This window comes from Streptomyces sp. WM6378 (genome assembly GCF_001279695.1).
Taxonomy (GTDB): Bacteria; Actinomycetota; Actinomycetes; order Streptomycetales; family Streptomycetaceae; genus Streptomyces.
The window spans coordinates 14,808-37,735 of the sequence record NZ_LGDD01000081.1 but is presented as its reverse complement, the minus strand read 5'-3'; the positions used below and the strand labels follow the sequence as shown (position 1 = coordinate 37,735).

The 22,928-nt window shown below is 69.9% G+C and carries 27 protein-coding genes; 17 read left to right on the top strand and 10 right to left on the bottom strand.

Features of this window, described 5'->3' with window-relative positions; genetic code table 11:
• The first annotated feature begins 32 nt into the window (after window positions 1-32).
• From ADK54_RS09895 to ADK54_RS45825, 5 genes are all read left to right on the top strand, one after another.
• On the top strand, window positions 33-857 hold the full coding sequence (locus ADK54_RS09895; protein ID WP_053725189.1) for a sortase: 825 nt from the start codon (window positions 33-35) through the stop codon (window positions 855-857).
• On the top strand, window positions 857-1,207 hold the full coding sequence (locus ADK54_RS09890; RefSeq protein WP_053725188.1) for a hypothetical protein: 351 nt from the start codon (window positions 857-859) through the stop codon (window positions 1,205-1,207). The genes ADK54_RS09895 and ADK54_RS09890 overlap by 1 nt, the downstream gene beginning before the upstream one ends.
• A gap of 189 nt (window positions 1,208-1,396) precedes the next feature.
• Window positions 1,397-2,689, top strand: a complete 1,293-nt coding sequence (locus ADK54_RS09885; RefSeq protein WP_063801940.1) for a helix-turn-helix domain-containing protein — start codon at window positions 1,397-1,399, stop codon at window positions 2,687-2,689.
• The gene (locus ADK54_RS09880) at window positions 2,686-3,552 is read left to right on the top strand and encodes a DciA family protein (protein WP_053725186.1); all 867 of its coding nucleotides are present in this window, start codon (window positions 2,686-2,688) and stop codon (window positions 3,550-3,552) included. The genes ADK54_RS09885 and ADK54_RS09880 overlap by 4 nt, the downstream gene beginning before the upstream one ends.
• Before the next feature lie 49 nt (window positions 3,553-3,601).
• Window positions 3,602-3,829: a hypothetical protein gene (locus ADK54_RS45825; RefSeq protein ID WP_159047697.1), complete on the top strand. Its 228-nt coding sequence runs from the start codon at window positions 3,602-3,604 to the stop codon at window positions 3,827-3,829.
• A gap of 53 nt (window positions 3,830-3,882) precedes the next feature.
• Here ADK54_RS45825 and ADK54_RS09875 read toward each other — a convergent pair whose 3' ends face one another.
• A complete protein-coding gene (locus tag ADK54_RS09875) occupies window positions 3,883-4,839 on the bottom strand; it encodes an ATP-dependent DNA ligase (RefSeq protein WP_063801929.1) in 957 nt (318 codons plus the stop codon).
• Window positions 4,840-5,122: 283 nt separating this feature from the next.
• On the opposite strand from ADK54_RS09875, the gene ADK54_RS09870 reads away from it, so the two are divergent.
• The gene (locus ADK54_RS09870) at window positions 5,123-5,785 is read left to right on the top strand and encodes a lysophospholipid acyltransferase family protein (RefSeq protein WP_053725185.1); all 663 of its coding nucleotides are present in this window, start codon (window positions 5,123-5,125) and stop codon (window positions 5,783-5,785) included.
• Between the two features lie 54 nt (window positions 5,786-5,839).
• On the opposite strand, the gene ADK54_RS09865 is transcribed toward ADK54_RS09870, so the two are convergent.
• From ADK54_RS09865 to ADK54_RS09855, 3 genes are read right to left on the bottom strand one after another with little or no spacing between them, the layout of a single operon-like run.
• Window positions 5,840-6,202 (bottom strand): hypothetical protein, encoded by a 363-nt coding sequence (locus ADK54_RS09865; protein ID WP_053725184.1) that lies wholly within the window; start codon window positions 6,200-6,202, stop codon window positions 5,840-5,842.
• Window positions 6,203-6,204: 2 nt separating this feature from the next.
• Window positions 6,205-6,792: a hypothetical protein gene (locus tag ADK54_RS09860; RefSeq protein WP_053725183.1), complete on the bottom strand. Its 588-nt coding sequence runs from the start codon at window positions 6,790-6,792 to the stop codon at window positions 6,205-6,207.
• Entirely contained in the window at window positions 6,780-7,811 is a 1,032-nt protein-coding gene (locus ADK54_RS09855; RefSeq protein WP_053725182.1) for a DNA polymerase Y family protein, read from the bottom strand. The genes ADK54_RS09860 and ADK54_RS09855 overlap by 13 nt, the downstream gene beginning before the upstream one ends.
• A gap of 378 nt (window positions 7,812-8,189) precedes the next feature.
• On the opposite strand from ADK54_RS09855, the gene ADK54_RS09850 reads away from it, so the two are divergent.
• Window positions 8,190-8,555 (top strand): hypothetical protein, encoded by a 366-nt coding sequence (locus tag ADK54_RS09850; protein ID WP_053725181.1) that lies wholly within the window; start codon window positions 8,190-8,192, stop codon window positions 8,553-8,555.
• Between the two features lie 257 nt (window positions 8,556-8,812).
• On the opposite strand, the gene ADK54_RS48225 is transcribed toward ADK54_RS09850, so the two are convergent.
• The 3 genes from ADK54_RS48225 to ADK54_RS43160 all read right to left on the bottom strand — a co-directional run bounded on the left by ADK54_RS48225 (window position 8,813) and on the right by ADK54_RS43160 (window position 10,457).
• Window positions 8,813-8,941, bottom strand: a complete 129-nt coding sequence (locus ADK54_RS48225) for a hypothetical protein (protein WP_267886990.1) — start codon at window positions 8,939-8,941, stop codon at window positions 8,813-8,815.
• Window positions 8,942-9,139 carry a hypothetical protein gene (locus ADK54_RS09845; RefSeq protein WP_053725180.1) on the bottom strand — a complete coding sequence of 66 codons (198 nt, stop codon included), beginning with the start codon at window positions 9,137-9,139 and terminating at the stop codon, window positions 8,942-8,944.
• A gap of 178 nt (window positions 9,140-9,317) precedes the next feature.
• Window positions 9,318-10,457, bottom strand: coding sequence for a hypothetical protein (locus ADK54_RS43160; protein WP_078966256.1), 1,140 nt, complete (start codon window positions 10,455-10,457; stop codon window positions 9,318-9,320).
• 149 nt (window positions 10,458-10,606) lie between these two features.
• Between ADK54_RS43160 and ADK54_RS45820 the strand changes: the two genes are divergently transcribed.
• The 3 genes from ADK54_RS45820 (at window position 10,607) to ADK54_RS09830 (ending at window position 12,196) form a co-directional block, all read left to right on the top strand.
• Window positions 10,607-10,795, top strand: a complete 189-nt coding sequence (locus ADK54_RS45820) for a hypothetical protein (protein WP_159047696.1) — start codon at window positions 10,607-10,609, stop codon at window positions 10,793-10,795.
• A gap of 135 nt (window positions 10,796-10,930) precedes the next feature.
• The gene (locus tag ADK54_RS09835) at window positions 10,931-11,368 is read left to right on the top strand and encodes a hypothetical protein (protein WP_063801939.1); all 438 of its coding nucleotides are present in this window, start codon (window positions 10,931-10,933) and stop codon (window positions 11,366-11,368) included.
• Window positions 11,369-11,401: 33 nt separating this feature from the next.
• A complete protein-coding gene (locus ADK54_RS09830) occupies window positions 11,402-12,196 on the top strand; it encodes an asparagine synthase-related protein (RefSeq protein WP_053725178.1) in 795 nt (264 codons plus the stop codon).
• A gap of 28 nt (window positions 12,197-12,224) precedes the next feature.
• On the opposite strand, the gene ADK54_RS09825 is transcribed toward ADK54_RS09830, so the two are convergent.
• Window positions 12,225-13,784 (bottom strand): hypothetical protein, encoded by a 1,560-nt coding sequence (locus ADK54_RS09825; protein ID WP_053725177.1) that lies wholly within the window; start codon window positions 13,782-13,784, stop codon window positions 12,225-12,227.
• A 313-nt stretch (window positions 13,785-14,097) separates the two neighbouring features.
• Between ADK54_RS09825 and ADK54_RS09820 the strand changes: the two genes are divergently transcribed.
• From ADK54_RS09820 to ADK54_RS09805, 4 genes are all read left to right on the top strand, one after another.
• Window positions 14,098-17,049, top strand: a complete 2,952-nt coding sequence (locus ADK54_RS09820; RefSeq protein ID WP_159047695.1) for a hypothetical protein — start codon at window positions 14,098-14,100, stop codon at window positions 17,047-17,049.
• Between the two features lie 45 nt (window positions 17,050-17,094).
• Window positions 17,095-18,099, top strand: coding sequence for a hypothetical protein (locus tag ADK54_RS09815; protein WP_159047694.1), 1,005 nt, complete (start codon window positions 17,095-17,097; stop codon window positions 18,097-18,099).
• Window positions 18,100-18,185: 86 nt separating this feature from the next.
• Window positions 18,186-18,626 (top strand): hypothetical protein, encoded by a 441-nt coding sequence (locus ADK54_RS09810; protein ID WP_063801938.1) that lies wholly within the window; start codon window positions 18,186-18,188, stop codon window positions 18,624-18,626.
• Window positions 18,627-18,751: 125 nt separating this feature from the next.
• Window positions 18,752-19,675 (top strand): hypothetical protein, encoded by a 924-nt coding sequence (locus ADK54_RS09805; RefSeq protein ID WP_053725173.1) that lies wholly within the window; start codon window positions 18,752-18,754, stop codon window positions 19,673-19,675.
• A 286-nt stretch (window positions 19,676-19,961) separates the two neighbouring features.
• Here ADK54_RS09805 and ADK54_RS09800 read toward each other — a convergent pair whose 3' ends face one another.
• Entirely contained in the window at window positions 19,962-20,525 is a 564-nt protein-coding gene (locus tag ADK54_RS09800; protein WP_053725172.1) for a DUF6262 family protein, read from the bottom strand.
• Between the two features lie 78 nt (window positions 20,526-20,603).
• Between ADK54_RS09800 and ADK54_RS45815 the strand changes: the two genes are divergently transcribed.
• Window positions 20,604-20,906 carry a hypothetical protein gene (locus ADK54_RS45815; RefSeq protein WP_159047693.1) on the top strand — a complete coding sequence of 101 codons (303 nt, stop codon included), beginning with the start codon at window positions 20,604-20,606 and terminating at the stop codon, window positions 20,904-20,906.
• A 220-nt stretch (window positions 20,907-21,126) separates the two neighbouring features.
• On the top strand, window positions 21,127-21,534 hold the full coding sequence (locus ADK54_RS09785) for a hypothetical protein (protein WP_053725169.1): 408 nt from the start codon (window positions 21,127-21,129) through the stop codon (window positions 21,532-21,534).
• Here ADK54_RS09785 and ADK54_RS09780 read toward each other — a convergent pair.
• Window positions 21,486-21,728 carry a hypothetical protein gene (locus tag ADK54_RS09780; RefSeq protein ID WP_053725168.1) on the bottom strand — a complete coding sequence of 81 codons (243 nt, stop codon included), beginning with the start codon at window positions 21,726-21,728 and terminating at the stop codon, window positions 21,486-21,488. The two genes, ADK54_RS09785 and ADK54_RS09780, sit on opposite strands and share 49 nt — an antisense overlap.
• A 587-nt stretch (window positions 21,729-22,315) precedes the next feature.
• Between ADK54_RS09780 and ADK54_RS09775 the strand changes: the two genes are divergently transcribed.
• Window positions 22,316-22,693 (top strand): SH3 domain-containing protein, encoded by a 378-nt coding sequence (locus ADK54_RS09775; protein ID WP_053725167.1) that lies wholly within the window; start codon window positions 22,316-22,318, stop codon window positions 22,691-22,693.
• Window positions 22,694-22,928: the final 235 nt, after the last annotated feature.

Below are 22,928 nucleotides of genomic sequence, written 5' to 3'. Positions count from 1 at the left end.
GCCCGAGCCGCTCTCACTCGCAGGAACCCCTCATGCCCCCCACGAGCAGCACCTCCCAGTCCGACGACACCGTCAACTCCCGCGAGTCCGCCCCCTCCCGCCCCGGCAGGCGCCGCCTCGCGATCGCCGCGGTAGCCGCCACAGGCATCACCTTCGCCGCCCTGCTGTGGGCACAGACCGGTCACAACTCCGGAAGCCGCTCCGCGGCCGCCGCGCAGCCCACCTCGTCCGCGACCGCGCAGGCACCGGACCCGCTGACCTCCTCCGCCACGCCGCCCACCAGTGACACGAAGGTGGCGGACACCACCGGCACGTCCCACGATGCCGCCACCCGGACGCTGTCCGACTGGAGCGCCGCCAACCCGCCGGCTCAGGGAGAGCACACGGTGGGCGCCACGAACGGGACCGGTCCCGGCGGCCGCATCGGGGCGGTCCTGCGCATCCCCGCGCTCGGCGCCGACTGGGCCCAGCCCGTCTACGACGGCGTCGCAGAGCAGCAACTGCGAGCTGGCGTCGGTCACTTCCCCGGCACCGAACAGCCTGGCCAGATCGGGAATTTCGCGATCGCAGGTCACCGCTCCGGCGTCGCCGACCCGGCTTTCCGCAGCATCGACCGCATCACGGCCGGCGCCGAGATCCAGGTGGTCACCGCGCACCGCATCACCTACACCTACACCGTCACCCGCGTACGGACCGTCGCGCCGACCGATGTGGACGTGATCGCGCAGGTGCCCGGCAACCCCGGTGCCACCCCCACCGCGGCGAGGCTCACGCTCGTCACCTGCTGGCCGGCCACCGGCCATTCCAAGAGGGTCGTCGTGGAGGCGGACCTCGTCTCAGCCAAGGGCGGTGCATAGTGGCCGAAGACATCGACCCACCGGAGCAGACGGCCGAGACTGTCACCGTCCTGCCGGCGCGTCCCTGGCCGGTCTTCAACGTCGACCGGGCCCGCGCCGAGCTCATCGCGATCGAGATGCTCACCCGTGGCGCCTCCTATCTCAGGGTCCGCCACGCAACTGGCCTGGCCCCCAAGGAAGTACGCCGCCTCCAGACCCTGGTCGCCGAAGAAGCACAAAACCCAGCCACTCCACGGATCGTGTGCCGTACACCCGCCCGCGTTCACCCCGGCCGGCCCCGCGGATCTGCCCCGCCCAGCCAGCCAGATGAGACGGCCGAACCCGTCCAGATGACCTTCACGCTCGACTAACCCACCGGCGCCACCCACCAAGCGCGCCTTCGCCCCCTTCAGGCCCGTGCCGCCACGGGTCCATTTCGCGCACCCAAAAACCCAGGAACCCCCGTGCCCACGACCCTTGCACCACCCCGGCCGGCTCCGCTGCCGCCTGCCACGGAGCTCGATGCAGCCAGCTCCCGCGTGCCCGCCAGCGGGCAGTGGATGTCCACGACCGGCGGACGCATCGCACCGAACGGTCACGCCTGGCTCGAAGCCGTCTACTGGGTCTACAAGTACGGCCCCTACTCCTCCGAGCTCTCGCACGGCCCCAAGAAGTTCGGCGACACCACCCTGCGCCTGGCCCGAGCGATCGCACATCTCACTGAATGCCGCCCCAGCGTCGCCGTCCTGGTCGGGTGGCTGAAACTGTCGACGCGCACCGTGCAGTACCACCTCGCGATGCTGCGGGAGGCAGGTCTGCTCACCTACCGCTCCAAAGGGACCCGCGTGCGCGGCGTCGGCGGGCGGGCCAGCGAGTTCGAGCGCACCATCCCGCCCGCCTTCGACGACGCGGCAGGGCTGCGCACCGGCCCCTCCGACACCCTCATCCGCTCCGTACGCGGCTTTTCCCCGGACCGGATCCCCCTGCTGAAGGAGCTCCACGCAGCGGCCCGCCCCCGGCGCCAGAAGCGGACAAAGACGGCCAACCGCCGCCCGGCCCAGGACACTTCGCGCCGGCCGTCTTGCACCCCAATGGTGGGTAGTACCTCTAGCTCTTCTACTGCGGGTGATACCTCCTCTCCCTCTGAGAGCAAGCTCGCCAGCGGGCAGCACAACTCCACCGCCCCGAAGAAGACCAACCGCCGGACGCTGAACCAGACCGGCCGCCGTTACCAGCTCGCCGCCGAGCTCACCCAGCAGATCGGCTGGCTCGGCCGCGCCGCGGTCCCGCGCATCGCCTGGATCGTGCGCCACGTCGCCGATGCCGGCTGGACCGCAGCCGAAGTCATCGCCGTCGTGGGGCTCCAGGCCCCGGCCCGCCGCGTCCACCGCCCATCCGGTTTCCTCGCCCGCCGTCTCACCGGCGCCCACCTGCTGTACGACACCGCCGCCAAGCGCGCCCAGATCGTGGACCACTGGCGGGACGCGCGCCACGCAGAACGCGACCGGCACACCGACTGGCAGCAGGACGACTGCCGCCGGCCCGTCAGCCCTGCCGTAGCCCGCGACGTCGCAGCGGCCTTCGCACAGCTGCAGCAGCCGGCCGCCGCGCCACAGGAAGGGCGCGAACTCGCCGTCGGCGACGACGGCCTGGTCGACCTTGAACAGCTCACCCGCGAAGAGGTCATCGACCTGCGCGCCGCCGCCCTCAAAGACCCTGCCCTCGTCCGGGCCACCGTCCACGCCTGCGGCGAGGCGTACGCCCGCCGCCTCTACACGTCCGCGCTGGTCAACCACGTTCAGAACCTCACCCGCCTGGGCCGCACCATCGTCCACCGTTGGAGTCCGGCATGAGCACCGAAGACAAGCCCGCTGGCGTCGACCTCGCCCGCGTCGCCCTGGCAGCCGCCAGGAAGGCCGCCAAGGAACGCGGCGCCCACACCTCGGCCACGCAGAACGCGAAGCGCCGCCCCGCTTCCCGTCGCAACGGCCGCGATCCCATGGGACTCGGCGGGGCCCTGGCTCACCTCGTCGCGGAGCAGGGCTGGGAGAGTCCCGCGGCGGGCGGATCGGTGATGGACCGATGGCCGACCATCACCACCCCGGAGATCGCCGAGCACCTGCGAGCCGTCGCCTACGACCACCGCGCCGGCCGCCTCGATCTCGTCCCGAGCAGCAACGCCTGGGCCACCCAGGCCCGCCTGATCACCGCCCAGCTCATCCAGAAGGCCAACGCCGCGGCAGGTACCGAAGCGGTCCGCCACATCCGGGTTCTGCCCGTCGGCGCACGCACCCCCCAAGCCCCTACCACCCCCGTTGAGCCCGCAGCACCGGCTCCGTGTGGTGAGGTCCGCACGCGGGAGAGCGCTTCGGCCGGCTACCACCGGGCGCGCGCCGCGATCGTGCTCCCGCCCGACGAACCCTCCCCGCCGCCGCCCCGCACGCGCCCGGACGGATGCGACGGCTACCAGCACGTCATGGCGCTCGTGAAGAGCCCGCCGGCAGCCCGGCGCACTACCGACCGGGCCCCCGTCCGTACGCGCGAGGACGGATGCGCCGGATACCGCCAGACACTCGCCGAGGTCGGAGCTCCGCCCCAGGCCCGCACCCCGGACCAGGCGGCCCTCCACACCCGGGAGGCGGCCTCGGCGGGATACCACCTCACCCCCCGCGCACTCCTGGACGGCAAAGTCCGCAACCAGACCCGCCCCACATGACCACCTCGTCGTGCCCACGGCCGGCGCGACCGAACGAAAGAAGCCACCCGTGACATCGACCACCTCCGAACGCCAACATTCCACCCCCACCCCCGACATGGACCCGGCTGCCCGACGGACCGCCTCGTCCATCACCGACCCTGATCTCGACGCGCTCTACGACCAACGCGACGCTCTGCTGCGTCTGCTCGCCGTCTCACTCATCGCCAGGTCAGGGCCGGCAGCGACCAGGTCACCCCGGCGGGCATCGCCCTGGAGCTCTTGGGAGCATCTGTGACGAGCCACCTCTGCGTGCGGCTTCCCTGGGACGCTGGTTGGGAGGACTCGTATTCACCCCTTGTCGGTGCCGAGCGGGGGGACGTCGGAAGCAGCCAGGTCGGTGCGGACCCGCAGGAGCCGCACCGGGTGCCGCCACCGGCCGGCGGAGTCGAGGGAAACGTCGACAGCGACTTCCGCAACGATGACAGGGTCAGCCAGTCGCACGTCCAGCTGATCTTGAGAGCCCCACCCTGCGGAGAACGACCATCCCGTCCACGGGTGGTCAGCGTGGCCGTCTCGGAGCCTCGCGCCCAGGGCCTGACGAGCCGCCGTGTGTAGCACCGTTGTGCGGCCCACGTACTGCAGCTGCCCGCCGGCATCGAGGCGGCCGAGAAGGGCGGTAACGGGGGCGGACAGAGTTCCGGTGACCGCGCCGATCAATGCCTCCGTACTGTGCCTAGACCGGTACTTTCGCCACCCCCGCCAGCCCGGACGATATGTCTGATCCAGGCGCTTGAAGACGAGCCCTTCCATGCCCACCGCCGTCCACGACAGCCACTCGGCGGTCTGCCGCGGATCGGTGGTGGCAGGGCACAGGGCCCAGGGAGCCTGCAGACCGTGATTGGCGAAGAGGGCTTCCAAGGCCGCCCGGCGGTCACGGTAGGCAGTGGCCGTGAGATCGACAGCGTCGAGACGCAGCAGGTCAAAGGCGACGTAATGGGCCGGCCACTGAGCAGCAGCGCGAGCGGCCGTTGACCCACGCCGGTGCAGGCGTTGTTGAAGCCGCTCGAAGGCGAGGCGATCGTGCTCCCAGATGACGAACTCGCCGTCGAGAGCAGTTCCGGCCGGCAAGCCAGCCGCGGCGATGGCGATCTCAGGGAATGCGGCCGTCAGGTCACCGCCGCTGCGCGAGCGAATCTGGACATGGCCATCTGCCCAACAGCCCACCAGAGCCCGAAAACCATCCCATTTGGGCTCGGCAGCGTGACCAGCCGGCAGCACTGGATCCTCTGTGGGCGTCGCGAGCATCGGTTCCGGTAGTTCCCACGTCAAAGACATGGTCGACGTCTTCCACCCTGCAGAGGTGGTTGCGAGGGTCATCGCCCGGTTAGCCGATTCGAGGCAGCGCCTTGCCCAACTCCATCGGCCCGTGCCGACCAGCTCTGCGCCGCGTGTCGGCAGCCATCGAGTAACAGGCTGCGACGCGGTGCTGATGGGTAGCCCCGCGGAGAAAATGAGTACGACGACTCACGCTTGGTGGGGGCCTGCCGCCGACGATGGACAACAACATCGTCGAGACCAGGGAGTTCCCATGCTCAGCCGCATCGCCGACATCCTGGTGCCCGCCGTCGGCCGCCTGTCGGTGACCACCGACCCCGGCACCGCGCTCGCGCCGGGCAGCATCATCGCCGCGAACCACACTTCCCTCGCCGACCCCGCCATCGTGATCGCAGCCCTGCGCCGGCTGGGCGCCGAACCGGTCATCATGGCGACCGCAGGACTGTGGCGCGTTCCGTTGCTGGGGCGCTCACTCCTCCGTGAGGGGCACATCCCCGTCTACCGCAAGGACCACCGCGCCGCAGCTGCACTGGACGGAGCCGTCGAGGCTCTGAAGGAAGGGCGGATGCTCCTCATCTACGCGGAGGGCGGTCTGCCCCGCCGCAGGGATGCCGCGGAAGCGGCCCCCGAGGCCTTCCGCAGCGGCTTGTCCCGCCTCGTCGAACGCACCGGTGCACCGGTCGTGCCTGTGGGTCAGGCTGGAGCCCGGCGGGTGACCTCCGGCAGCACTGCCAAGCAGCTCCTCGGCCTGGCCACTGCGCCGATGCGTCGGCCGGACCTGCACGTTCACGTGGGTGCACCGCTGGAGCTGACTGGCGACCACACCGCACGGACGGCCTTGGCCCGGAGTGCTGTGACCGCCGCCTGGCGTACCGCGGCCGCCCATCTGGGCGAACCCGCCGCACTCGCCGCATAGCCGGGCGAAGACGAACTCGGCTCGTCCTGTCCGGCCACGTGACAATGAGCTGCCCTACGCGTCGGCCGAGTCGATGCTGTGCTGGGAGGGACTGGCGCGGGTGGGAATGCGATCGTGGGCAGGCTGGCTGGTGCTGGCGTGTGCGACACGGAGACCGTCCTGCGGCCAGCGGTAGAAGCGGGTGAAAACCCCCGCCTCCTGTTCAGCGCTCTGGCGGGGCAGCCGGACGTCGACCTGGACGACGACGCGGCCATCGGCGTACTCATGACGGGCCATGACGACTGCGTACCGCCAGCGACCTGCTGCCCGGATCCACAGCGCGGGACGGTCGCCGCGGGGCCACAGCCAGACCTGCGGAGGCGGGCCGGCCCCTTCACGCCAGGGCGGCGCCTGTTCGGGCTCCTCGAAGGCGGCCACGGCTACGACACCTCCCGGGCGGCGTCCGGAACGACGACTGTGCCGTCCCATGCATACAGCCGCGGGTAATGGACGGCCCAAAGCCCGTCGACGATGTGGATGTGCACGAGGGCGGCACGACTGCCATCGGCGAGAACCGAGGTGCGCAGGATGACAGCCTCGTGCAATCGGCCGGCCACCTGGACGCGGGCGGACAACATGCCGCCGGACAGATCCTCGAACGACAATGGCCCTGGACCAGATTCGAGTTGGGCCGGATGCAGGCGTACAGCATCATCGGGGCGAGCGGGCAGGGCCTCGACCGGGGAGGGGCCGGCACCAGACAGGTGCATGGAGCGCGGATGCCACCAGAACCAGCCGAGACCCGGCGGTGCACCGTCGGTCGGACGCAGCAGCAGATGAGCCATACGCCGTCCACCATGGTCGCGGTACTCCGTCACAGCGGCCCGCCGGACCCGGCCCGCGAGACGAACCCGGGCGTCGAGCCACTGCTCCTGGGCGTAGACGTGCCCGTCGACGGCCGCAGTCCGCGCCCGGAACGCCACGGGCTGCGCATCTTGGGTGAGCGAGGGCCCGATCAGGCAGACCATGACACGGCACCATGATGAGCGACTGCTGCTGCGGGACCCACGGTCCCGGACCCGAACCGCGCATTCACGCGGTCCAGGACGGTCTCGATGCGCAGCCCGCGTTCGCGTCGCTCATCGAGGCTGAGCTGCTCATGCGCCTGAGCGGCGGACACAAGGCGCTCGGCGGTCAGCGTCAGCGCCCGCAGCCGCGCCCGCTGGAATCCCAAAGCCTCATACGCCTCAAGCGCAAGGAGGCGCAAGTCGCCCGTGTGCGCGCTGGGCCCGTCCGGCCGGGTACGAGACCGAACGACCTTGCTGCGGTTGGCGAGCACCACGGTCAGAGTCAGCGCACGGCACGCCTGCCGACGGACCCGGAGCTGCTCACCGAGATCGACCACGAGGCCGAGCAGAGCGGCGCGTACCACGTCGGAGTCCAGAGTGTCGGTGGTGAACCGCGTCGAGACCGAGGCACTGAGGGGCAGCGCCGCAGGGACAACCGTCCGACGGTCCACCCCGCGGGCCCTCTCCCACAGCAGGCGCCCCGCTGCCCCTCCTACGACACGCTGAACGGTCCCCAGGGGAAGCTGGGCCAGCAGGCCGATGCTGTGCACCCCAAACGTCCGCAGAGTGCGTTCCTGGACGGGACCGACACCCGGCAAGTCACCAACCGGACGTGGCTGCAGAAACGCGGTGACCTCCCTGGAGCTGGCGCCCACCGCACAGACACCGCCTGGCCCAGGGGCTTGTGAGGCCATCGAGGCAACCGACCAGGTCGGACCCACCCCGACGTCCACCGACACCCCATATAGCCCCAGCGCCCGAGCTCTGAGTACGCGTGCAAGATGAGCCGGGTCTTGACCGTGGTAGCGCAGGCTGCCCGCCACATCGGCTACGGCCGCGGCAGGCGGAAGCGCCTGGACGACCGGCGTGATGTCGGCGATCAGGCCGAGCACCAGCCGGTACACCTGCTCGTCGATATCACGAGCGCACCGCAGATGCAGGATCGATGACGTGGGTCCCACGCGGTCGTCTGTGTCCATGAGGGCACCTCCACCCTCACGGTACCGAACAGGTATTCGAAAATGCACTTCGTGGAATCAGCTGCCGTTGTGACCGGCAGTCCTGTGCCACCCGATCTTGATCGATTGCCACCTTGACCAACTGTTCGGTCCGTGCCCGCTGGCAGTCGACCCGGCAGTCCTCCGGGCGCACCGAGGAGACAGCCTGTGTGGGGCGTGCGAGGCGGAAGCGAAGAAGAATCACAGCCTGTATGGTTGCGTCCGTTCCCGGATCCTTCCGGCACCCCGCCCCTTGCGGGAGTCCCCGTCATGCAGAGCAGCCCCGCCCCTGCGGGAGTCCGGCCCTGGCTCGTCCCAGAGGCCGCTGCACACTCAAATCAACCCGGGGAATGATCATCTATGCCTACCACCACGTCTCTTGGTGCTCTGTCCAGTTTCCTGGCTGCCCAGAACGGATCTGGCTGTACCCCTGACGAACTGATCAGGGTCTTCGTCGACGGCGGTGACGTCGACTGGCGGACTTGGGTGCACGAAAGCGGCGCGTTCGAGGACATGGTGCGCGCCCTGACGGAGATCGCTGATGCCCGGCTCCCTGACGGGGCGTGGCTGGCTGGCGATCAGATCCACATACTCGCCGGACAGTCCCGAGGAGAAGTTGACGCACTCTTTGAGGCGGTACACAGCGCGCTGGGGGACATCGAAGACGCCGTGCTGGAGACAATCGTCGAAGAACACGCGCCAGCGGATGCTCACCTGGAGAAGTAACGACCAGATCATTCAGCAAGGGTCTGACGCTGCTCAGCGAGGCCCTGACTAGGCTGGCCAAGGCTAGATGGCACGAACCGCACAGTGGCCAAAGCGGCAATCGATCAAGATCCGGTGGCACAGGACACCGTCACTGTGATGACTGAGCGTCCCGGTCGATGTCGCCGAGTACGCTGCTGAGTTCGGTGAGGAGACGCACGACGTACACGTCGCCGGAGCGGCAGGGAACATGGGGCTCGGGTCCATCAGCAGGTGGTTCAGCCGCTCGTGTTCCAGTAGCCGTAGTGGCGGATGCAGCCGCCGTCGGCGACGACCAGTCCCTCACCGGTACGCCAGCCGGGGCTCAGCGACAGGGTGACGCCGCAGTCGTCGGTGGCACGGATCATTTAGAACCCGGTCGCTTCGCCAGTGACCGGGTCGGTCTGCTGTTCCGTCGTCACCTTCCATTCCCGCGCCGACCACCGCCGGCGAAGGTCGGCGACCGCTGCGCGATATCCGGCGTCGCCGTCCCTGAAATCCGGGGCCCATGAGACGGACGGCTGGTCCCGGCTGGTGCCGGCCGGGTCGGTACCGAGGTCGTCCACGCACTCGACACCGTCGGCGAGGTCCTGCCGCGCCTGGTCAATGAATGGTCCGGGCTTCGCTGCCGTCGTGGCGGTAATAGCCGGGCCGTGTCGGCCACGCTGCTCCTCGGCCGCGATCCACCGTCGGGTCTGGTCCAGGTGCTGGAGCTGGAGCTGGACGCGCTCGAGACGAGAGGATTTACATCCTGAGCAGTGGCTTGAGGGGCGGCGGGAGCATGCCTGGGGTGTCGAGGATTTCCCACTGGCATCCGGGAATCTGTTCATCCAGCGCGCGGAGCCCTTGCCTCATCAGTAGCAGGTACAGCGCGGATGTCGCATGGTCGGCGGGGGACCAGCGGCGGTTCCGCAACGCCGTGAGGAGCGAGATGCTGGCCAGGAGGGTACGACTGGGCGCCCACTCGGCGAGGGCTTCCCCGAATTTGCCGGCGTCGAGCTCGGCTTCGACGCGCTTACACAGGTCCCAGGCCCAGTCACGAATGCCCTCCGCGGCCATCCAAGCCGCATGGAGGTCGTCGAGGGGCGTCGCGACGACCAACTGCTGCAGCACGTCCCGCACATCGCCTTCGGGGATCGTGGTCATGCCACCCTCGGGGCGGAAGGCAGTGGGGCCGTCGGGTACGTCCTGGTCGGTGTACTCGGCGAGCGAGGCCAGGGGATTCCCCGGCATGCCAGGGTTCATGGCGCGGACGAGATCTCCAATCCCCTGCGGGGTGACGGAGGCGCCGCCCAGGAGGACCGCGTACACGCTCGCAGCCGTGGCTTCTTGGGGAGTACAAGGTGTCGGGTGGGGGTTGCGGTCCAGGGCAGCCAGCTCCGGCGGAGGCCAGGGCAGTCCCATGCCGTGCATATGGCGGGTGAGCCGCTCGTCGATGCGCCGGACACGGGCTGGAACCAGAACCACGGACAGCCCCGCTCCGACGGCCCGGTCAGCAACCTGCGCAGCATGCTCCTCCGGGCCGCCGTTCCGAGTCTCGGCATTCTCGGCCGCGATGTGGATCCGGCCCACAGCGGCGCCAAAGGCTGCCCGGACGCGCGCCTCAGACACCGGCAGGCCGTCGCCGAACAACAAGAGGGCGAGGTCATCCGGACGCCGGCCCCGTCCGGCATGGCGGGCCAGCCCCACCACTAGGTCGAAACCCGCGGGCACAGGCTCGGAAGCGCTGCCCCCGCGGCCTGGGAAGGACACGGTGTTTCCAGGCAGCAGGCCTGCCCGGCGCCACGTCGCCAGTTGCTTCGCCGACACGTCGTGCCCGTGCTGCGATGCGTGGTCGATGAGCTGTTGGTCGGCCGGACTCGGACCAAGCGCGCGGTGAGACATGCGGCGACGCTAGCGGTCCTCCCACACTCAAGTGGCCACTATGGAAAGGCCTTTAGAGACACCCCACCTTCGTCAGGTCCCTCCGACAGCGGACTGGTTGTCTACGGCCATCGCCGGCGCTTGATCCGGCCCGATGGGAGGAGATCGCCATGGCGACTGCATTGCTCAACCTGTGTGTGGCCGCGTCAGCCCTTCCGGGCGCGCTGTCCGTCCTGGCCGTCCTGGTGGTCAGCTACCTCGCCTGCACCGGAGTCGCCCTGTTCCACCCGTCCAGCGCCCGCCGACGAGATGCCCGGCAGCTCCTGGAACAGCATCCCCTGTCCCGCCGACGTCGCTGACCTGCCCCCCGATGACAGACTTCTTCATGTTTGCCCCCAGGCTCCATCTGCTGCGCGATGTCAGATGTGCCTAGTCTTGACGCACGCGCGTACGACAGAGAGGCGGTAGCCGTGGGCCCCGAGCAAGTCCGGGACATGTGCATCGAAATCCTGGCCAAGGCCCCGGACATCACCTCGACAACCAGCTGGTCCGACAGCGGCCGCCCCTGCGGACTCATGATCGCTTTCAGCAGTGGCGCACGGTTGTGGACCGCGATCACCACCGCCGGCGCCACCGGCACCGACCCCTCCGCGGAGGCACCGGCCGCCGCGCCGCCGCTGCCCGCGCTCTTCGACGACGCCGGGAAGATCACGGCGACGCGCGCCGAGCAGTACCTGACTGCGGTCCTCCTGGCCGGGCTCGCCCCACAGATCGCCAGCGCGTACGGCTACTCCACCACCTCACCGGCACAGCACCCCGGCGTCGGGCTGTACCTTGCCGACGGGGCCCGCGCGTTCCTGCCGTTCATCTACACCGCCGCGCATGGCAAGAAGCCGCACACGCGCCCGTTCCACCTCGACGCCGCCTTCTGACCGCCGCATGCCTTCACCGAGAGCGCCCCGCTCGTGCGCGAGACGGTGACCTCGGCGGTCACCCGGCGCACGACAGGCACCGACCGGCTCTCCACGGACCTGTCCGGCGGCATCGACAGCTCGGTGATCACCAGCCTCGCCGCCCCACGCACCCCGCTGCTCGCCGTCACGTACACCGACGACCGCATGGGCGAGCAGGACGACGTGCGGTACGCGGAGCGGATCGCGGCCGGCAACCCGGCGATCGAGCATGCCTGGGTGCACGGCACCCGCGACGGCGTGCAGCACTTCGACGCCCTGGACGATCCCGCCGCGCTGCCGCTCACCGACGCCCCCGCGCTCAGCCTCGGCCTGCTCGCCATCAAGACGGCCCAGCTCGCCCCGGCCACCGCGTACGGTTCGCACCTGCATCTGACCGGGCGCGGCGGCGACAACGTCCTGGACGCCCTGCCCATGGCGGTGATCGACCAGTACCGCGTCAGCCACCGCCTCGCTGCCGTCGGCCAGACGGCCCGGTTTGCCCGTGCCCGGCACACGGCGCTGTGGCCGATGCTGCAGCAGGCCGCACGCACTCAACACAGCAGCCAGCCCCGGGCGTTGGCCGCCCTGGCCGCATTGCTCGGCGGTAGCGCAGTACATGCCTGCGCCCGTCCCCACCGTCGATCTCTACTGGAGGTGGGGCGAGTGGGAGTCTGGGCATCCCCGTCGCCGCCGCGATCCGCTCGTCGAGGCAAACGTCGCACAGCGGGCCGTCGCCGTCGAGCCACTGATCCGCTGGGCGCCGGCCGCAGCCCCGGCAGCCGGTCTCAGCAGTCAGTTCGTCCATAGATGCGCCACGCTATGCCCGCCGCGATCTCTACTGCTCGAGCTTGCGCAGGATGTGCACGATGTCGCGGCGTAGGAACGGCGCGCCCTCGGGCCCCTTGACGAAGTCCAGGATGGTGATGTCCTCGTGCGTACAGCCCCCGTCGGTGTGTGCACGCGGGTTCATGCAGTGGGACCGGCTGTGTTCCTGCACGGTCCACCGGTGTTTGTATTGGATGGATGAGCGTTGGGCGGGCACGGCGGCCGAGGCGCCACCTGAGTCGTTGGACGGCTGGGGGGCTCGGCCGCGGACGGTGACGAGGCGGACCGTGCCGTCGTCCTCGATGCCGCGCCTGCGGTCGGCGCGGGTCTTGGTGGGCTTGCGCTGCAGGAGCGTGGTGTCGGTGATCGGCTTGCCGATCTGCTCCTGGGTGATCAGATCCCAGCAGGCGATCAGGGCACGCGCCGCGTGCTGGGTGGACAGGACGTCGGATAGGGGTGCGAAGACCTGGCCGGCGGACACGATGTGTGTGTCGGTGAGGTCCAGGGGCGGTGTCTCGCGCTCGTCCTCGATCACGGCGTCCTGGACGTGGTACAGGGTGACCCACCAGTGAGGGCCGTCCCCGTAGGCGAGGTGTTCATAGGCGTCGGCGTTGTTCAGCCGCAGCCAGCCGTCGGGGTGGGAGCGCGGGTCCCACAGTCCCCAGGAGGCGGCAACGACATCGGAACTGCCGGAAGTTGTGAAGGAGACCGGCTCGGAGAAGAACAGCATGCCGTTCGGCGAGGGCACCCGGTGGGGTGCGATCGGGGTGGTCCGTGGACGGGCCGCTTTGCGCACGGCGACGGAGCACATGTCGGCGTCGACGAAGTAGAGCCGGGCTTTGGCGAGGCGCTCCAGTTCCTGGTCGGCCAGGATGTCGCCGGTGGCCGGGTTTCCGTGCGGGGCTGGGACCATGGTCAGGCCGACGATGTCAAGGAATCCGGTCGCCTCCGCCCGGCTCTCGGGGTGGTCGACGAACTTCATCGTCTTGCGGCGGATCTCTGGCAGAGTGCGGGGATCGGGCGGCCAGGACAGCGGATCCCAGCCGGGCGGTTCGCAGCCCGTCAGCCACGCGAGCGTGTTCGTCTCGACCATGTCGGACGGGTCGAAGCGTCGCAGCCACGCTGATGTTCCATCACCGTGCAGGCAGGTGATGGCCGCGAGGAGCCGTGACCAGGCGGTGATGCGCTCGACACGGTGCCGGTCCCGGATGACGGTGTCCACTGGGCCCTGGGGGTGGCCAAGAGCCCAGGCGTGCGCCTCGCACTCCCGGGCTGCGGCGGGGCCGACCGTGCGGCGAACCCAGGCAACGGCCTCCTGGGCGATGCTGCCGGGGATGGTCTCGTTGACCCCGGCGAGCCAGTTCAGCAGCAGCCATTGCTGCTGCCGCATGCAGACGATTTCGGTGCTCCGGTCCGCCTCCGCGTCTACCTCGGGCAGCTGCGCCAGGACCGTGCCGAACACTTGCTCAAGGGGAAACTGCGGATGGTCGATCACGGTGTCGATGAGCAGCGTCGCCACCGAGGCGATCGTGTCCACGGCGGCGATCTCGCGCGTCTCCTGCGTCCTCAACCGAGATCTCCCCAGACCGTGAACCGTGCGCTCCCAGGATTCCGCGTTCGAGCGGAACCACCTGATTTCCGCATGCTGCCACCACGCTGCGCTCACGGAAGACGGCAGTGCGGAAATCCACTCGAACGAGGCTTCGTGTGGTAAGGCCCTGTCCGGAATCGCTCGGGCGCAGGGCCCTACCCGGGCCGGGGCCGGTTCACGAACTGCGGTTGGATCGAGGCCTTCCGACAGGTACACCACGGGATGCAGGGCACTGCCGGGTCTGTCAAGACGTGGCGTCTTGGGTGCGAGGAGGCCTCTATGCTCGGGCGCTATGGGCAAGGCGAGCCGCGGGAAGCGGGACCGTAATAAGCAGGTGGGCGCGGGCCGTTCGGGCGGGGGCAAGGAGTCGTCGGTACTTTTCACCCGCGGGTACCCCGCATGGTCTCCGAGCGGTGAGCTGGCGGCGCTCCGTGAAGTAAAGGTGATGCAGCTCAAGGGCGATCCACACCCCATGGCCGTGATGGTGGTGGATCCGCCGGAAGATGGCGGTGAGTGGCTGCCGGCCGAGGCCGGACCGACCGATGCCCAGGTGCGCTGGGACTTTCGCGGGTCGGACGAGGGCGGGCATCTCGTCGCGGTCTTGTCCCTGCCGAACGGCCGGGAGCTCGTGTCGGTCGTCCTCGACCCGTGGCGAGATGAGGATCTGCTCGACTGCATGGCCGAGGGTGCACTGCTGCTGGTCACCGATGCGGAGAACGTGGATGCGATCCGCGGTCGCGAGGCCGCCCGCGGCGTTCTGGCCCCCTCGTCGGCGTCCGGACTCGCCGCCGCCCGCGGTGCGCTGCTCGCCGACTGGCCTGCCCCCGAACCCGAATCCGGTGCAGCGCCGCACTGGGACCGTGATGAGCCGGCTGATCACGGGCCAGCGGAGCCCATGGGCGAACCGCGTCTGGTTGAGGGCCTGTTCAATGAGGATCACCACATCTGGGCCAAGCCCTTCGTGCTCCAGGGCTGGGGCGCGGTCCTGCCGCGTGCCGCATCCTGGTTGCTCGCCTGTATTGCCGAGCTCGAGCGCGAGGGGGTGCGGGGAGACCCGCGGGTGCTGGGGAACTCGGTCGGTGCCATCGCCCAGTTCGTCTCGCGCTACGGCGGCTGGGACGCCTCGGTGTGGGTAATGGAGGAGACGGCGGCGCTGACACCGCCGCCGGACACCGAGCTGCGCCGCGTCTGGTGTGCCACGGTCCTCGAATCCGGTGAGCCGACAACGCTGCGCCGCCTGCTGGGCACCCTGGTGACGGCCGGTCTCATCGAGGTGGGCCCCGACGGGCAGTGGACGTTGAATCCGCTGCCGCCGGCTGCTCCTGCTCCGCCGGCCGAACTGCTGGGCGCGGTTCAGGGGGCGACGGTTCAAGGATGTCTGCTGGAGCGCTCCTACGACCTGGGGTCCGCGGTGATCACCGTGACCTGGGAGAGCCTCGCCGCCGAGCTCACGCTGCCGTGGGAGCAGGTGCGCGAGCAGACCATCGGACTCCTGCAGGCGCCGCACTGCCCGGTGACCCTGCTCGACGGTACGCCGCTGGCTGCAACGGGGGAGACGGAGCCGGTGCGGTGGCGCATCGACTGGGTGGCGGCCCGACTCGACGGCCTGGTCAACATGCACGACCATCTCCAGCTTGTCCACGACGGCCAGCCGATCAGCTGGCACGGAGACGCGCTGCCGGTCCTTGGCCCGCGCGACACTCCGTCGCTCAGCCACATCATGGGTGTCTGGATGGAGTTCAACCGCGCCGAGGACCGACTGGACGAACACGGCGCCGGTGAACGGCTGCTGGAGTTCTGCGGGCCGCCGGCTGGCATGGCCAAGGCCCTCAAGACCTACGATGCTGCCACCCTGCGCCGTCTGGCGGTCGGTACCCCCACCCCCGAGTACACCGCACGGGCCGAGCAGATCTACGGCCCGGTGATCTGGCGCCAGCTGTCCGACCTGGTGGACGCGGACCTGTCCAGCGCCACCGACGAGGGCGCACTCACCGTGGGGAAGCCGGCCCCGCCCGCGCGCACCCCCTTCGGACTCCCGGAAACCTTCGGCAGCCAGATCGCCCTGACCACCGGCGTCGCCATCCGCATCAACAAGGACTTCGCGGATCCCGGTGTGGCCGACGACCGCCTGGACGCCGCGATGCGCCCCGTCTTCGAGCACGACATGCGGGTCCTCACGGTCGGCGGGCGGTGGGGCGACCCCCAGCAGCGCACCGAACCGGCAGCGCCGGGCGACGCCATCGCCCTGCGGGCCCTCACCCTGGGCGCCGTGATCGGCCAGAACGCGCTGGCCGACTCCGCCAACGGACTACGCGGCGAGGGCATCGCCCTGGACAGCCGCGCGTACGCGAGCACGGGCCTGGGCGCCGCCTGCGCCAGCATCGGCCATGCCCTCGCCGACGCCGTGCCCTTCTACATCCCCACCGCCACCTGTGCCGGCGTCGCCGACAGCACCCCGCCCCAGGGCGAGGCCCTCGACGACATCCGCCTGCCCTTCCGCTCCTGCCTGCTCGCACTCGGCGCCCCCTTGCATCTGCAGCCGCGCAGCGGGCTGTGGCACCCCCGCCTCGCCCACCTCCTCGAGACGGCTCCCAGCGGACGGCCCGTGGACGAGGCGGTGGCGGCCGCGGAGACGCGCGGCCAGGGCCTCGCCATCAATCTGGCCTCACCGCCGCCCCCGGTCCCGGTCGTGAACGCCGTCTACGCCCGCGGCGCATTCATCGACGGCCTGGTCCTGCTCGCCGACGAAGACGGGCAGCTCGCCGACGAGGTGATCTGGCTGCTGCGCATCCCCGGCACCAGCCGCACCACCCTCACGCGCGCCGCCCTGCCCGGTTGGCGCTCCCTGTCCACCCTGGCGGACACCGTCACCAATCTGGCGGCCGCTCTGGCCTGGGCCTCGTGGAACACACCCGAGCCCACCGAGCTCCCCACCCGGCGCCCGACCGCAACCACCGCCCGGCAAGAACGCCAAGGGCTCCTCGGCGGCGTGCGCGTCCTGTCCCTCACCCGCGCCTCGCGCGGCGATGATGCTCCACGGGAGGACGGCGTCGCTACCGAGACGGGCCGGCGTCTATCCCCTCACCTACGGCGCGGACACTGGCGCCGCTCCCGTATCGGGTCCCGCACCGACTGGGACGGCACCTACCGCAACGCCTGGATCCCGCCCACCGTCGTCAACGCCGCGCTCGGATCCGTCCAGGGACAGCGCGTGTACCGCATCCCGGAGCCCCGCACAAAGTAGCGAGACGAGCACAACTCCCCATGGCCTGCGCTAAGTTCGAGCGCCGTGGCGACAACTCACCTGCGGGCCTGTGATGTTCCCGAACTCCGCCAGGACCTGGTCCGGTGGACGGACGAGAACGTGGCACACGGCTCCCTGGCATTCGACATCCACGGATTCACCGACGCGGCGACGATGCAGCGAGCGGCGAAGAGCGCCGAACTGTACTACGTCAACGATCAGATGACGTGGCTGGCACGACAAATCGGCGAGGGCCTGCCCCTCTGCGCCTTCGACGTAGACGACCTCCCGGCCCCCGCGGGACTCCTGGTGTGGTCGGACGACCCTCGGCCCCGGGGCGAAGCGACGTCAACCAGTCCGCGAGCAGTCTTCTGGTGCCGGGCCGGATTGTCGCTGCGTGTCCTGCTCCTGGACGACGCGGGCTTCAATCGCCGCCTCCTGGAGGAACACCGCGACAAGGCCGGCACCATGGAATACCTCTTCCTCGAATCCATGATCATCGGCGCTGTCAGCGCGAACTGTGCCGTCCCAGTCCCGCTGAACACCGAGACGCCATGGGAACAGCTGCCGGGTTCATGGAAACCCTCTGGCGCAGGGCAACCCCAGGACGTCGACGAGGACGACCGGCGCGAAACAGAGAATGACGCGCTCCAGGTGATCCGCACACTGCTCGGCACTCTGCTCCTCATCCGGCAGCCCGCTGACGCCCGCCGCGGCCTACGGCAGGCCGAGGATGTGCGACCCGACTCGGCGGCCCGCAAGCGGCTCCGCCGGATGAACGCGGAGCGCCCCGACGCGACGGTCCGCTACGTCACCCTGCGCCAGTCCATCCGCCCCGCCCCCGAGGACGATCGAGGGGCCCAGGACACCGCCAGCCGCGTCTACCGCCACCAATGGTTCGTCCGTCCGCACCGGCGCACCTATCCCGACCGGAACGACCCAACCGGCCGCTCCCGCAGGTGGGTCGGCCCGTACCTGGTCACCCCCGCAGGGTGCGAGAACGCCCCCATCCTGGGCAGAGAGCGGGTCGTCAACGTGCTGCGCCGCTGACAATCCGCCCTGCAGCGCGACCATCCCAGAAATTGCGATGAGCGCAACCCGTTGCGTTCATCGCAATTTCTGGGATGCTGTTCGTCATGAACGTACTTACCGACATCGCTGCGATCTGCCACCCGATGCCTGCTCCCGGGGACGTGCCCGACGATGTGTTCAACGACGTCTGCCACGCCGTCCAGACCGAACGGGAGGCGATGATCCACAACCTCGAAGCCGCCGCTCTCGCGGACTGGGAGGAGCACGAGCCGCTGCTCTCGGCGATCGGCATGGCCCACTACCGCAAGTCGCAGGCCGAGGACGAGATCCGCCGACTGATCGCCTACGGACGGGAGTTCGCCCGCCCCCGCCCCTACAAGCTCGCCGACCTCGCTGCCGCCTCCGGCATGTCCATCTCCGGGATCCGCACCGCCTACGGCCACGGCGAAGTCGCGGCCGTGGAGCAGGCCCTCGGCCGCACCACCCGGGAGGACTGGCGGGCAACCCCACCAGACGACCCGGCCGACGGGCAGAGCACATCGTGACCCAACGCCACGCGGTCACCAGGACGAAGCGACTGAAGAACGGCCGTGCGCGAGCAACCCGCGCGAACTCACCCGGCGGCGCAGCGGAGTTCCGCGCTCGGCTCCACTCTCACGCTGCCCGGAGCGTGACGCCGGCCGACGCGATCCGCCTCAAAGCATCACTGACCGGCTGGTTCGACTCCGATCAGTGGATTCGCTACCTGGCCGCCGACGGCCTCCCCGAGTACGGGCCGGGCGTGTGGCCCGAGAAGTGGCCAACCGCCTCGCTCGAGGAAAGGATGGAGCTCTTCACCTCGGACGACCTGATCCCGCTGGAGACATGGCAGAACGCCGACACCATCTACGCGGATGCAGCCATGTGCGACATGGTGACGGCCGCCGCCCAAACCTTCCCGAAGCAGTGCGTGCGGCGCGACGAGTTCCTCGCCCCCATCGGCTTCCTGTTCTTCGCCAAGCCCGTCCCATCCACCGCCTTCGCACCTCTGTTCCCGGACCAGCCGCCGGCCACCGCCATCACCTGGGCGTGCGTGGACGACGGAGTCAACGCCTTCACCTGGATCCGCACACCATCCGGGGCGTACGACGTCAACGGCGTCACGGTGCAGGTCACCGCGCTCTTCCCGCAGCTCGCCTACTTCGTGCCGTGGGACAAGCCCGCGCACGCGGGCACCCACTGCATCTCCATACTCAGAGCCCTGTCCGCGCTCGCCAAACAGCCCCTGACCCGCGAGGACTCCCCGAAGATCCACCAATCGGTGCGCGCCATCGCACGCAACGCGAAGATCCGCCCCGAGAGCTTCCGCCGCATCGCCCTGCGCCGCCCCGAGGCCGCCGCCCACGAACTCTCCGCAGCACGCGCAGCCGCCGAAGGCCGCACGCCCGCCGGCCACTGGGTCCGCGGGCACTGGCGCAACCAGTACTACGCCAGCATCGACGAGCACCGGCCTCTCTGGATCGAAGGCTTTCCCCGCGGCGACTTCACCCAGCGGCCGCCCGCTGGCGAACGGCTGCTGGTCGCCCACGGAGACCGTGTAGAGACGGGACAATAGTCACCGGTCCTCGGACAGCTCCCCTCGGAGCCGGACAGCGCCAGTAGCGGCGCCGACGGTCACCGAACTCGCCCCTCCAGAGCCCAAATTCAGAGACTCCTGCGCGGGTTCCGCCCCATGGAGGATTCTGCGAACTCGCGCACTTCCCCGCGCTCCACCTCTTTGGTCCCCACTCTCTCCCTGGGAAGCCTCCGTCGCTGAGCAGGGCAAGCCGTAACCGACCCTCGCGGACTACCTGCCCCCGGACGAGGATGCCGAGGAGTAGCCCTCAGCATCCTCACCGGCGTCACTGCGGACCTGCAGGCGGGCCTGATCCCGCCTGCTGCCCGCGCTGGTTGATTGCGCGGGTCAGCTCACGGTTGGCTTCCCTGGCCGCCGATAGATCGGCCTGGCTCTCCTGCAGGGCCTCGGTCAGCTCGACGTTGCGCTGTTCAAGACGGGTGATCGTCCGCTGCAGCTCCTCGATGTCGGTGGGCGCGCCGAGTCGCGACTCGCGCCAGGCCTGCTCACCGAGCTCTTGGGACAGGCGCCGCTCCAACTGCTGGATTAGGGCGGCGAGGCGCACGTTGCGGGACTGCGCGTTCGCGAGATCGGACCGGAGCGAGGCCCTGCTCACCGCAGACGCACCGGAGGCCGGGTCTTGCGCAGCCGGCTCGAGTTCGGCCGTGTGGACCAGGGCGAGCAGATCCCGGTGCCGGTACAGGAAGGTCCGGTCCACCCCCGCCTGGCGGGCGATGCCCGAGACCGTGATGCGGCTCCCCTTCTGCGCGGCAGCGCTGATCGCCTTCACGACACGCTGACGGCGTCGGTCTGCGTCGGCCTTGCGTCCCGCGCTCATCGCGGTGCTCATGCGCGCCGCCTCGGTCGAACGTCGGGCAGGGGCTGGCCGATGCCGGGCATCCCCAACATCAGGGACCGCCCGCGGCGGATGACCGAGACAGCTTGCTGGATCTGGGCCCGCTCCTCGTCGGTGAGATCGTCCAGGTCCGCCTTGACCCGGGCGATCAGCCGACGCACCCGGCGGATCTCCTCCTCCGACGGCATGGCCTCGGCGCGCACCCAGTCGTCCGCCTCGAAGGCGGACGTCGAGGTCGCCGAGAACCTCGCCAACATCCTCGGCGACGTCGTCACGCAGTACGGCGGCGGCTTCGAGAAGGTCGCCGACGCCCCGCTGCAGCGCTCGCCGAACGCGGCCCGCTACGCGACCTACGCCACCGCCCGCGCCCGGTGACGACCCCGACTTCCGCCGAAGGGACCGCCGCCCCAGCACCCGCCAGCCTGACCACCATCGGACCGTGCCCACGATCACCGCGCCCCGGACCCGCATCGGCCGTCCGCCGTGCCGTGGACGACAGGTCCAGCTGAGCCGACCGGGCGCACTCCAGTGCACAGACGGCCCACCCGGCGCTCGGATCCCGCGCGATGTCAGTGCCGAGTGCGACCGTAACGGCATGACCACCACCGTGGAGTCCGCATCGGACAGCCTGACCGCCGCGCTGCGCCTGCCGGTGGGGGAGGCACTCGCGGACCGGGCCGAAGCCCTGCGCCGTGCGCTGCCCGCCCGGCCGGACGACGCCGCGCAGCGCTGGCACTGGTGGCAGGACATGACCGCGGAACAACAACGTCACGCCGCCCTCATGGAGCGCCTGGACGCACTGTGCGAGCACCTCACCGGGCAGCCGGCCCTCGGCTACGCCCCCGACGATCCGCTGCCGCTCGCGGCGCTGGAGGAGGCCGATGGCTTCACCAGTAAACCCGTGGCCGAGCTGATGGCGGCGTACCGGACGGGACGTCGGGAGATGGCAGAAGCTCAGCCGCTCGAGGCGCGCCAGCCCAGCCAGATGCCCGCGAGCGCGTAGAAGACGCCCGCGGCCAGCATGAAGTGGAACGTCATCCGGGCGCGGCGGGTGGCAAAGGGGGCGCTGATCTCCGGAGCCGTGTAGTGGGCGGCGTGCCGTCGCGCGCCCGTCCACCGGTTCGCTGCGGTGAGGAGATGTCCGATTCCCGCCACGGCGAAGATCGCCGAGAAGGTGGCGTAGCCCTGGGGTGCCATGAGCTCAGGGTAGCGAGCCCACCTCCCCGTCCCGGGTGGTTCAGGCACTGCAACGCTCGCCTCAACTCCTAGGCCACCGCGTACGCTTGGCGTTCCCCGAGCTCCAGCTCGGGTTAACTCCCCATCAGGTGCGCGGGCTTCGCCGGTCGCGTCCGCGCACCGCACGCACAGGGACGAGGTGGCGGGCTATCCGTCCGTGAGAGGAATCCCCTCTGTTTCGGGGAGGGTGCCGCTGCGTCTTTCGTGTGCAGCAGAACTTGGGGTCCCTTTGGGACCGCGCGGGTACAGGGCGGCGCAGAAATTCACCGGTCCAGGACTGGAAGCGGTTCGCAGAGCTAGCCGGGCCATCAGATCCGTTGCCTGAAATCTCCTAGTTGTCATGAATCATCCAGCGGGAACTTCGTGTATCCGCGCGCTGTGATGGCGCGCACGAGTGCCTGGGAAACGCCGGAACTTATCCACAGGGAAATTCTCCTAGCTTTTCGGGCGTGTGCTTTCCGCTTCGAAGGCGGGACGTCGTAACTCGTCCTGCCCGCGAATTCGGACGGCTCCTTGGGAAACGCAGTCCACGGCTCAGGAGACGAAGAATGCAGGCCAAGTTCATAGGCCGCGCCGGCATCGCGGTCGCCACCATCACGATGGGGGCCGCGGCCACCCTGGCGGCCGCCCCATCCGCCCTCGCGAGCACCCCCGCGCAGGCGCCGGCCACGCTTGCCGCAGCGAATACCTGCCCGACCTGGTCGGTGACCGGCAAGGCGGTCAACCTCCGCAGCGGACCGAGCACGAACTACCGGTCGCTCGGGTTGCTTTACCGCTGGAGCGACTCCGGCACGGAGGTCGGCAGCAGCGGCGACTGGATCAAGACCAAGCTCGATCACAAGTCGGAGACCGGCATCAAGAAGGGCACCACCGGCTGGGTCCACAAGAAGTACCTCGAGCAGTGCGTCTACATGCAGCTCGACTGACCGGCCACAGCTTCCTGGCCCGCGGCTGACGCCGCCGTCCTGAACTCCCGGCCGGGCACTACCCCCTGCCCGGCCGGGCCCCGGCCGAGGACCGCCCTTCAGCCCCGAAGCGGTGCCCGGTCCTGCTCCTCGTCCTCCTAGAGCGGGCCTGTCCTGGCCAACCAGAGGGTGCCGCCTCCCACGTCGGCGGCACCCCCGCCCCTTTCGCATCTGCATGGCGCCGCCCATCAGCGCC

Excerpts from the sequence above, each read along its gene's own strand:
- ADK54_RS09835 (WP_063801939.1), top strand. The coding sequence starts at position 10,931 with ATGTGCATCGAAATCCTGGCCAAGGCCCCGGACATCACCTCGACAACC.
- ADK54_RS09855 (WP_053725182.1), bottom strand. The coding sequence starts at position 7,811 with ATGGACACAGACGACCGCGTGGGACCCACGTCATCGATCCTGCATCTG.
- ADK54_RS09880 (WP_053725186.1), top strand. The coding sequence starts at position 2,686 with ATGAGCACCGAAGACAAGCCCGCTGGCGTCGACCTCGCCCGCGTCGCC.
- ADK54_RS09860 (WP_053725183.1), bottom strand. The coding sequence starts at position 6,792 with ATGGTCTGCCTGATCGGGCCCTCGCTCACCCAAGATGCGCAGCCCGTG.
- ADK54_RS09780 (WP_053725168.1), bottom strand. The coding sequence starts at position 21,728 with ATGGCACCCCAGGGCTACGCCACCTTCTCGGCGATCTTCGCCGTGGCG.
- ADK54_RS43160 (WP_078966256.1), bottom strand. The coding sequence starts at position 10,457 with ATGTCTCACCGCGCGCTTGGTCCGAGTCCGGCCGACCAACAGCTCATC.
- ADK54_RS48225 (WP_267886990.1), bottom strand. The coding sequence starts at position 8,941 with ATGATCCGTGCCACCGACGACTGCGGCGTCACCCTGTCGCTGAGCCCC.
- ADK54_RS09895 (WP_053725189.1), top strand. The coding sequence starts at position 33 with ATGCCCCCCACGAGCAGCACCTCCCAGTCCGACGACACCGTCAACTCC.
- ADK54_RS09800 (WP_053725172.1), bottom strand. The coding sequence starts at position 20,525 with ATGAGCACCGCGATGAGCGCGGGACGCAAGGCCGACGCAGACCGACGC.
- ADK54_RS09875 (WP_063801929.1), bottom strand. The coding sequence starts at position 4,839 with ATGCTCGCGACGCCCACAGAGGATCCAGTGCTGCCGGCTGGTCACGCT.
- ADK54_RS09885 (WP_063801940.1), top strand. The coding sequence starts at position 1,397 with ATGTCCACGACCGGCGGACGCATCGCACCGAACGGTCACGCCTGGCTC.
- ADK54_RS09870 (WP_053725185.1), top strand. The coding sequence starts at position 5,123 with ATGCTCAGCCGCATCGCCGACATCCTGGTGCCCGCCGTCGGCCGCCTG.
- ADK54_RS09775 (WP_053725167.1), top strand. The coding sequence starts at position 22,316 with ATGCAGGCCAAGTTCATAGGCCGCGCCGGCATCGCGGTCGCCACCATC.
- ADK54_RS09820 (WP_159047695.1), top strand. The coding sequence starts at position 14,098 with ATGGGCAAGGCGAGCCGCGGGAAGCGGGACCGTAATAAGCAGGTGGGC.
- ADK54_RS45820 (WP_159047696.1), top strand. The coding sequence starts at position 10,607 with ATGGCGACTGCATTGCTCAACCTGTGTGTGGCCGCGTCAGCCCTTCCG.
- ADK54_RS09785 (WP_053725169.1), top strand. The coding sequence starts at position 21,127 with ATGACCACCACCGTGGAGTCCGCATCGGACAGCCTGACCGCCGCGCTG.
- ADK54_RS45815 (WP_159047693.1), top strand. The coding sequence starts at position 20,604 with ATGACCGAGACAGCTTGCTGGATCTGGGCCCGCTCCTCGTCGGTGAGA.
- ADK54_RS09810 (WP_063801938.1), top strand. The coding sequence starts at position 18,186 with ATGAACGTACTTACCGACATCGCTGCGATCTGCCACCCGATGCCTGCT.
- ADK54_RS09850 (WP_053725181.1), top strand. The coding sequence starts at position 8,190 with ATGCCTACCACCACGTCTCTTGGTGCTCTGTCCAGTTTCCTGGCTGCC.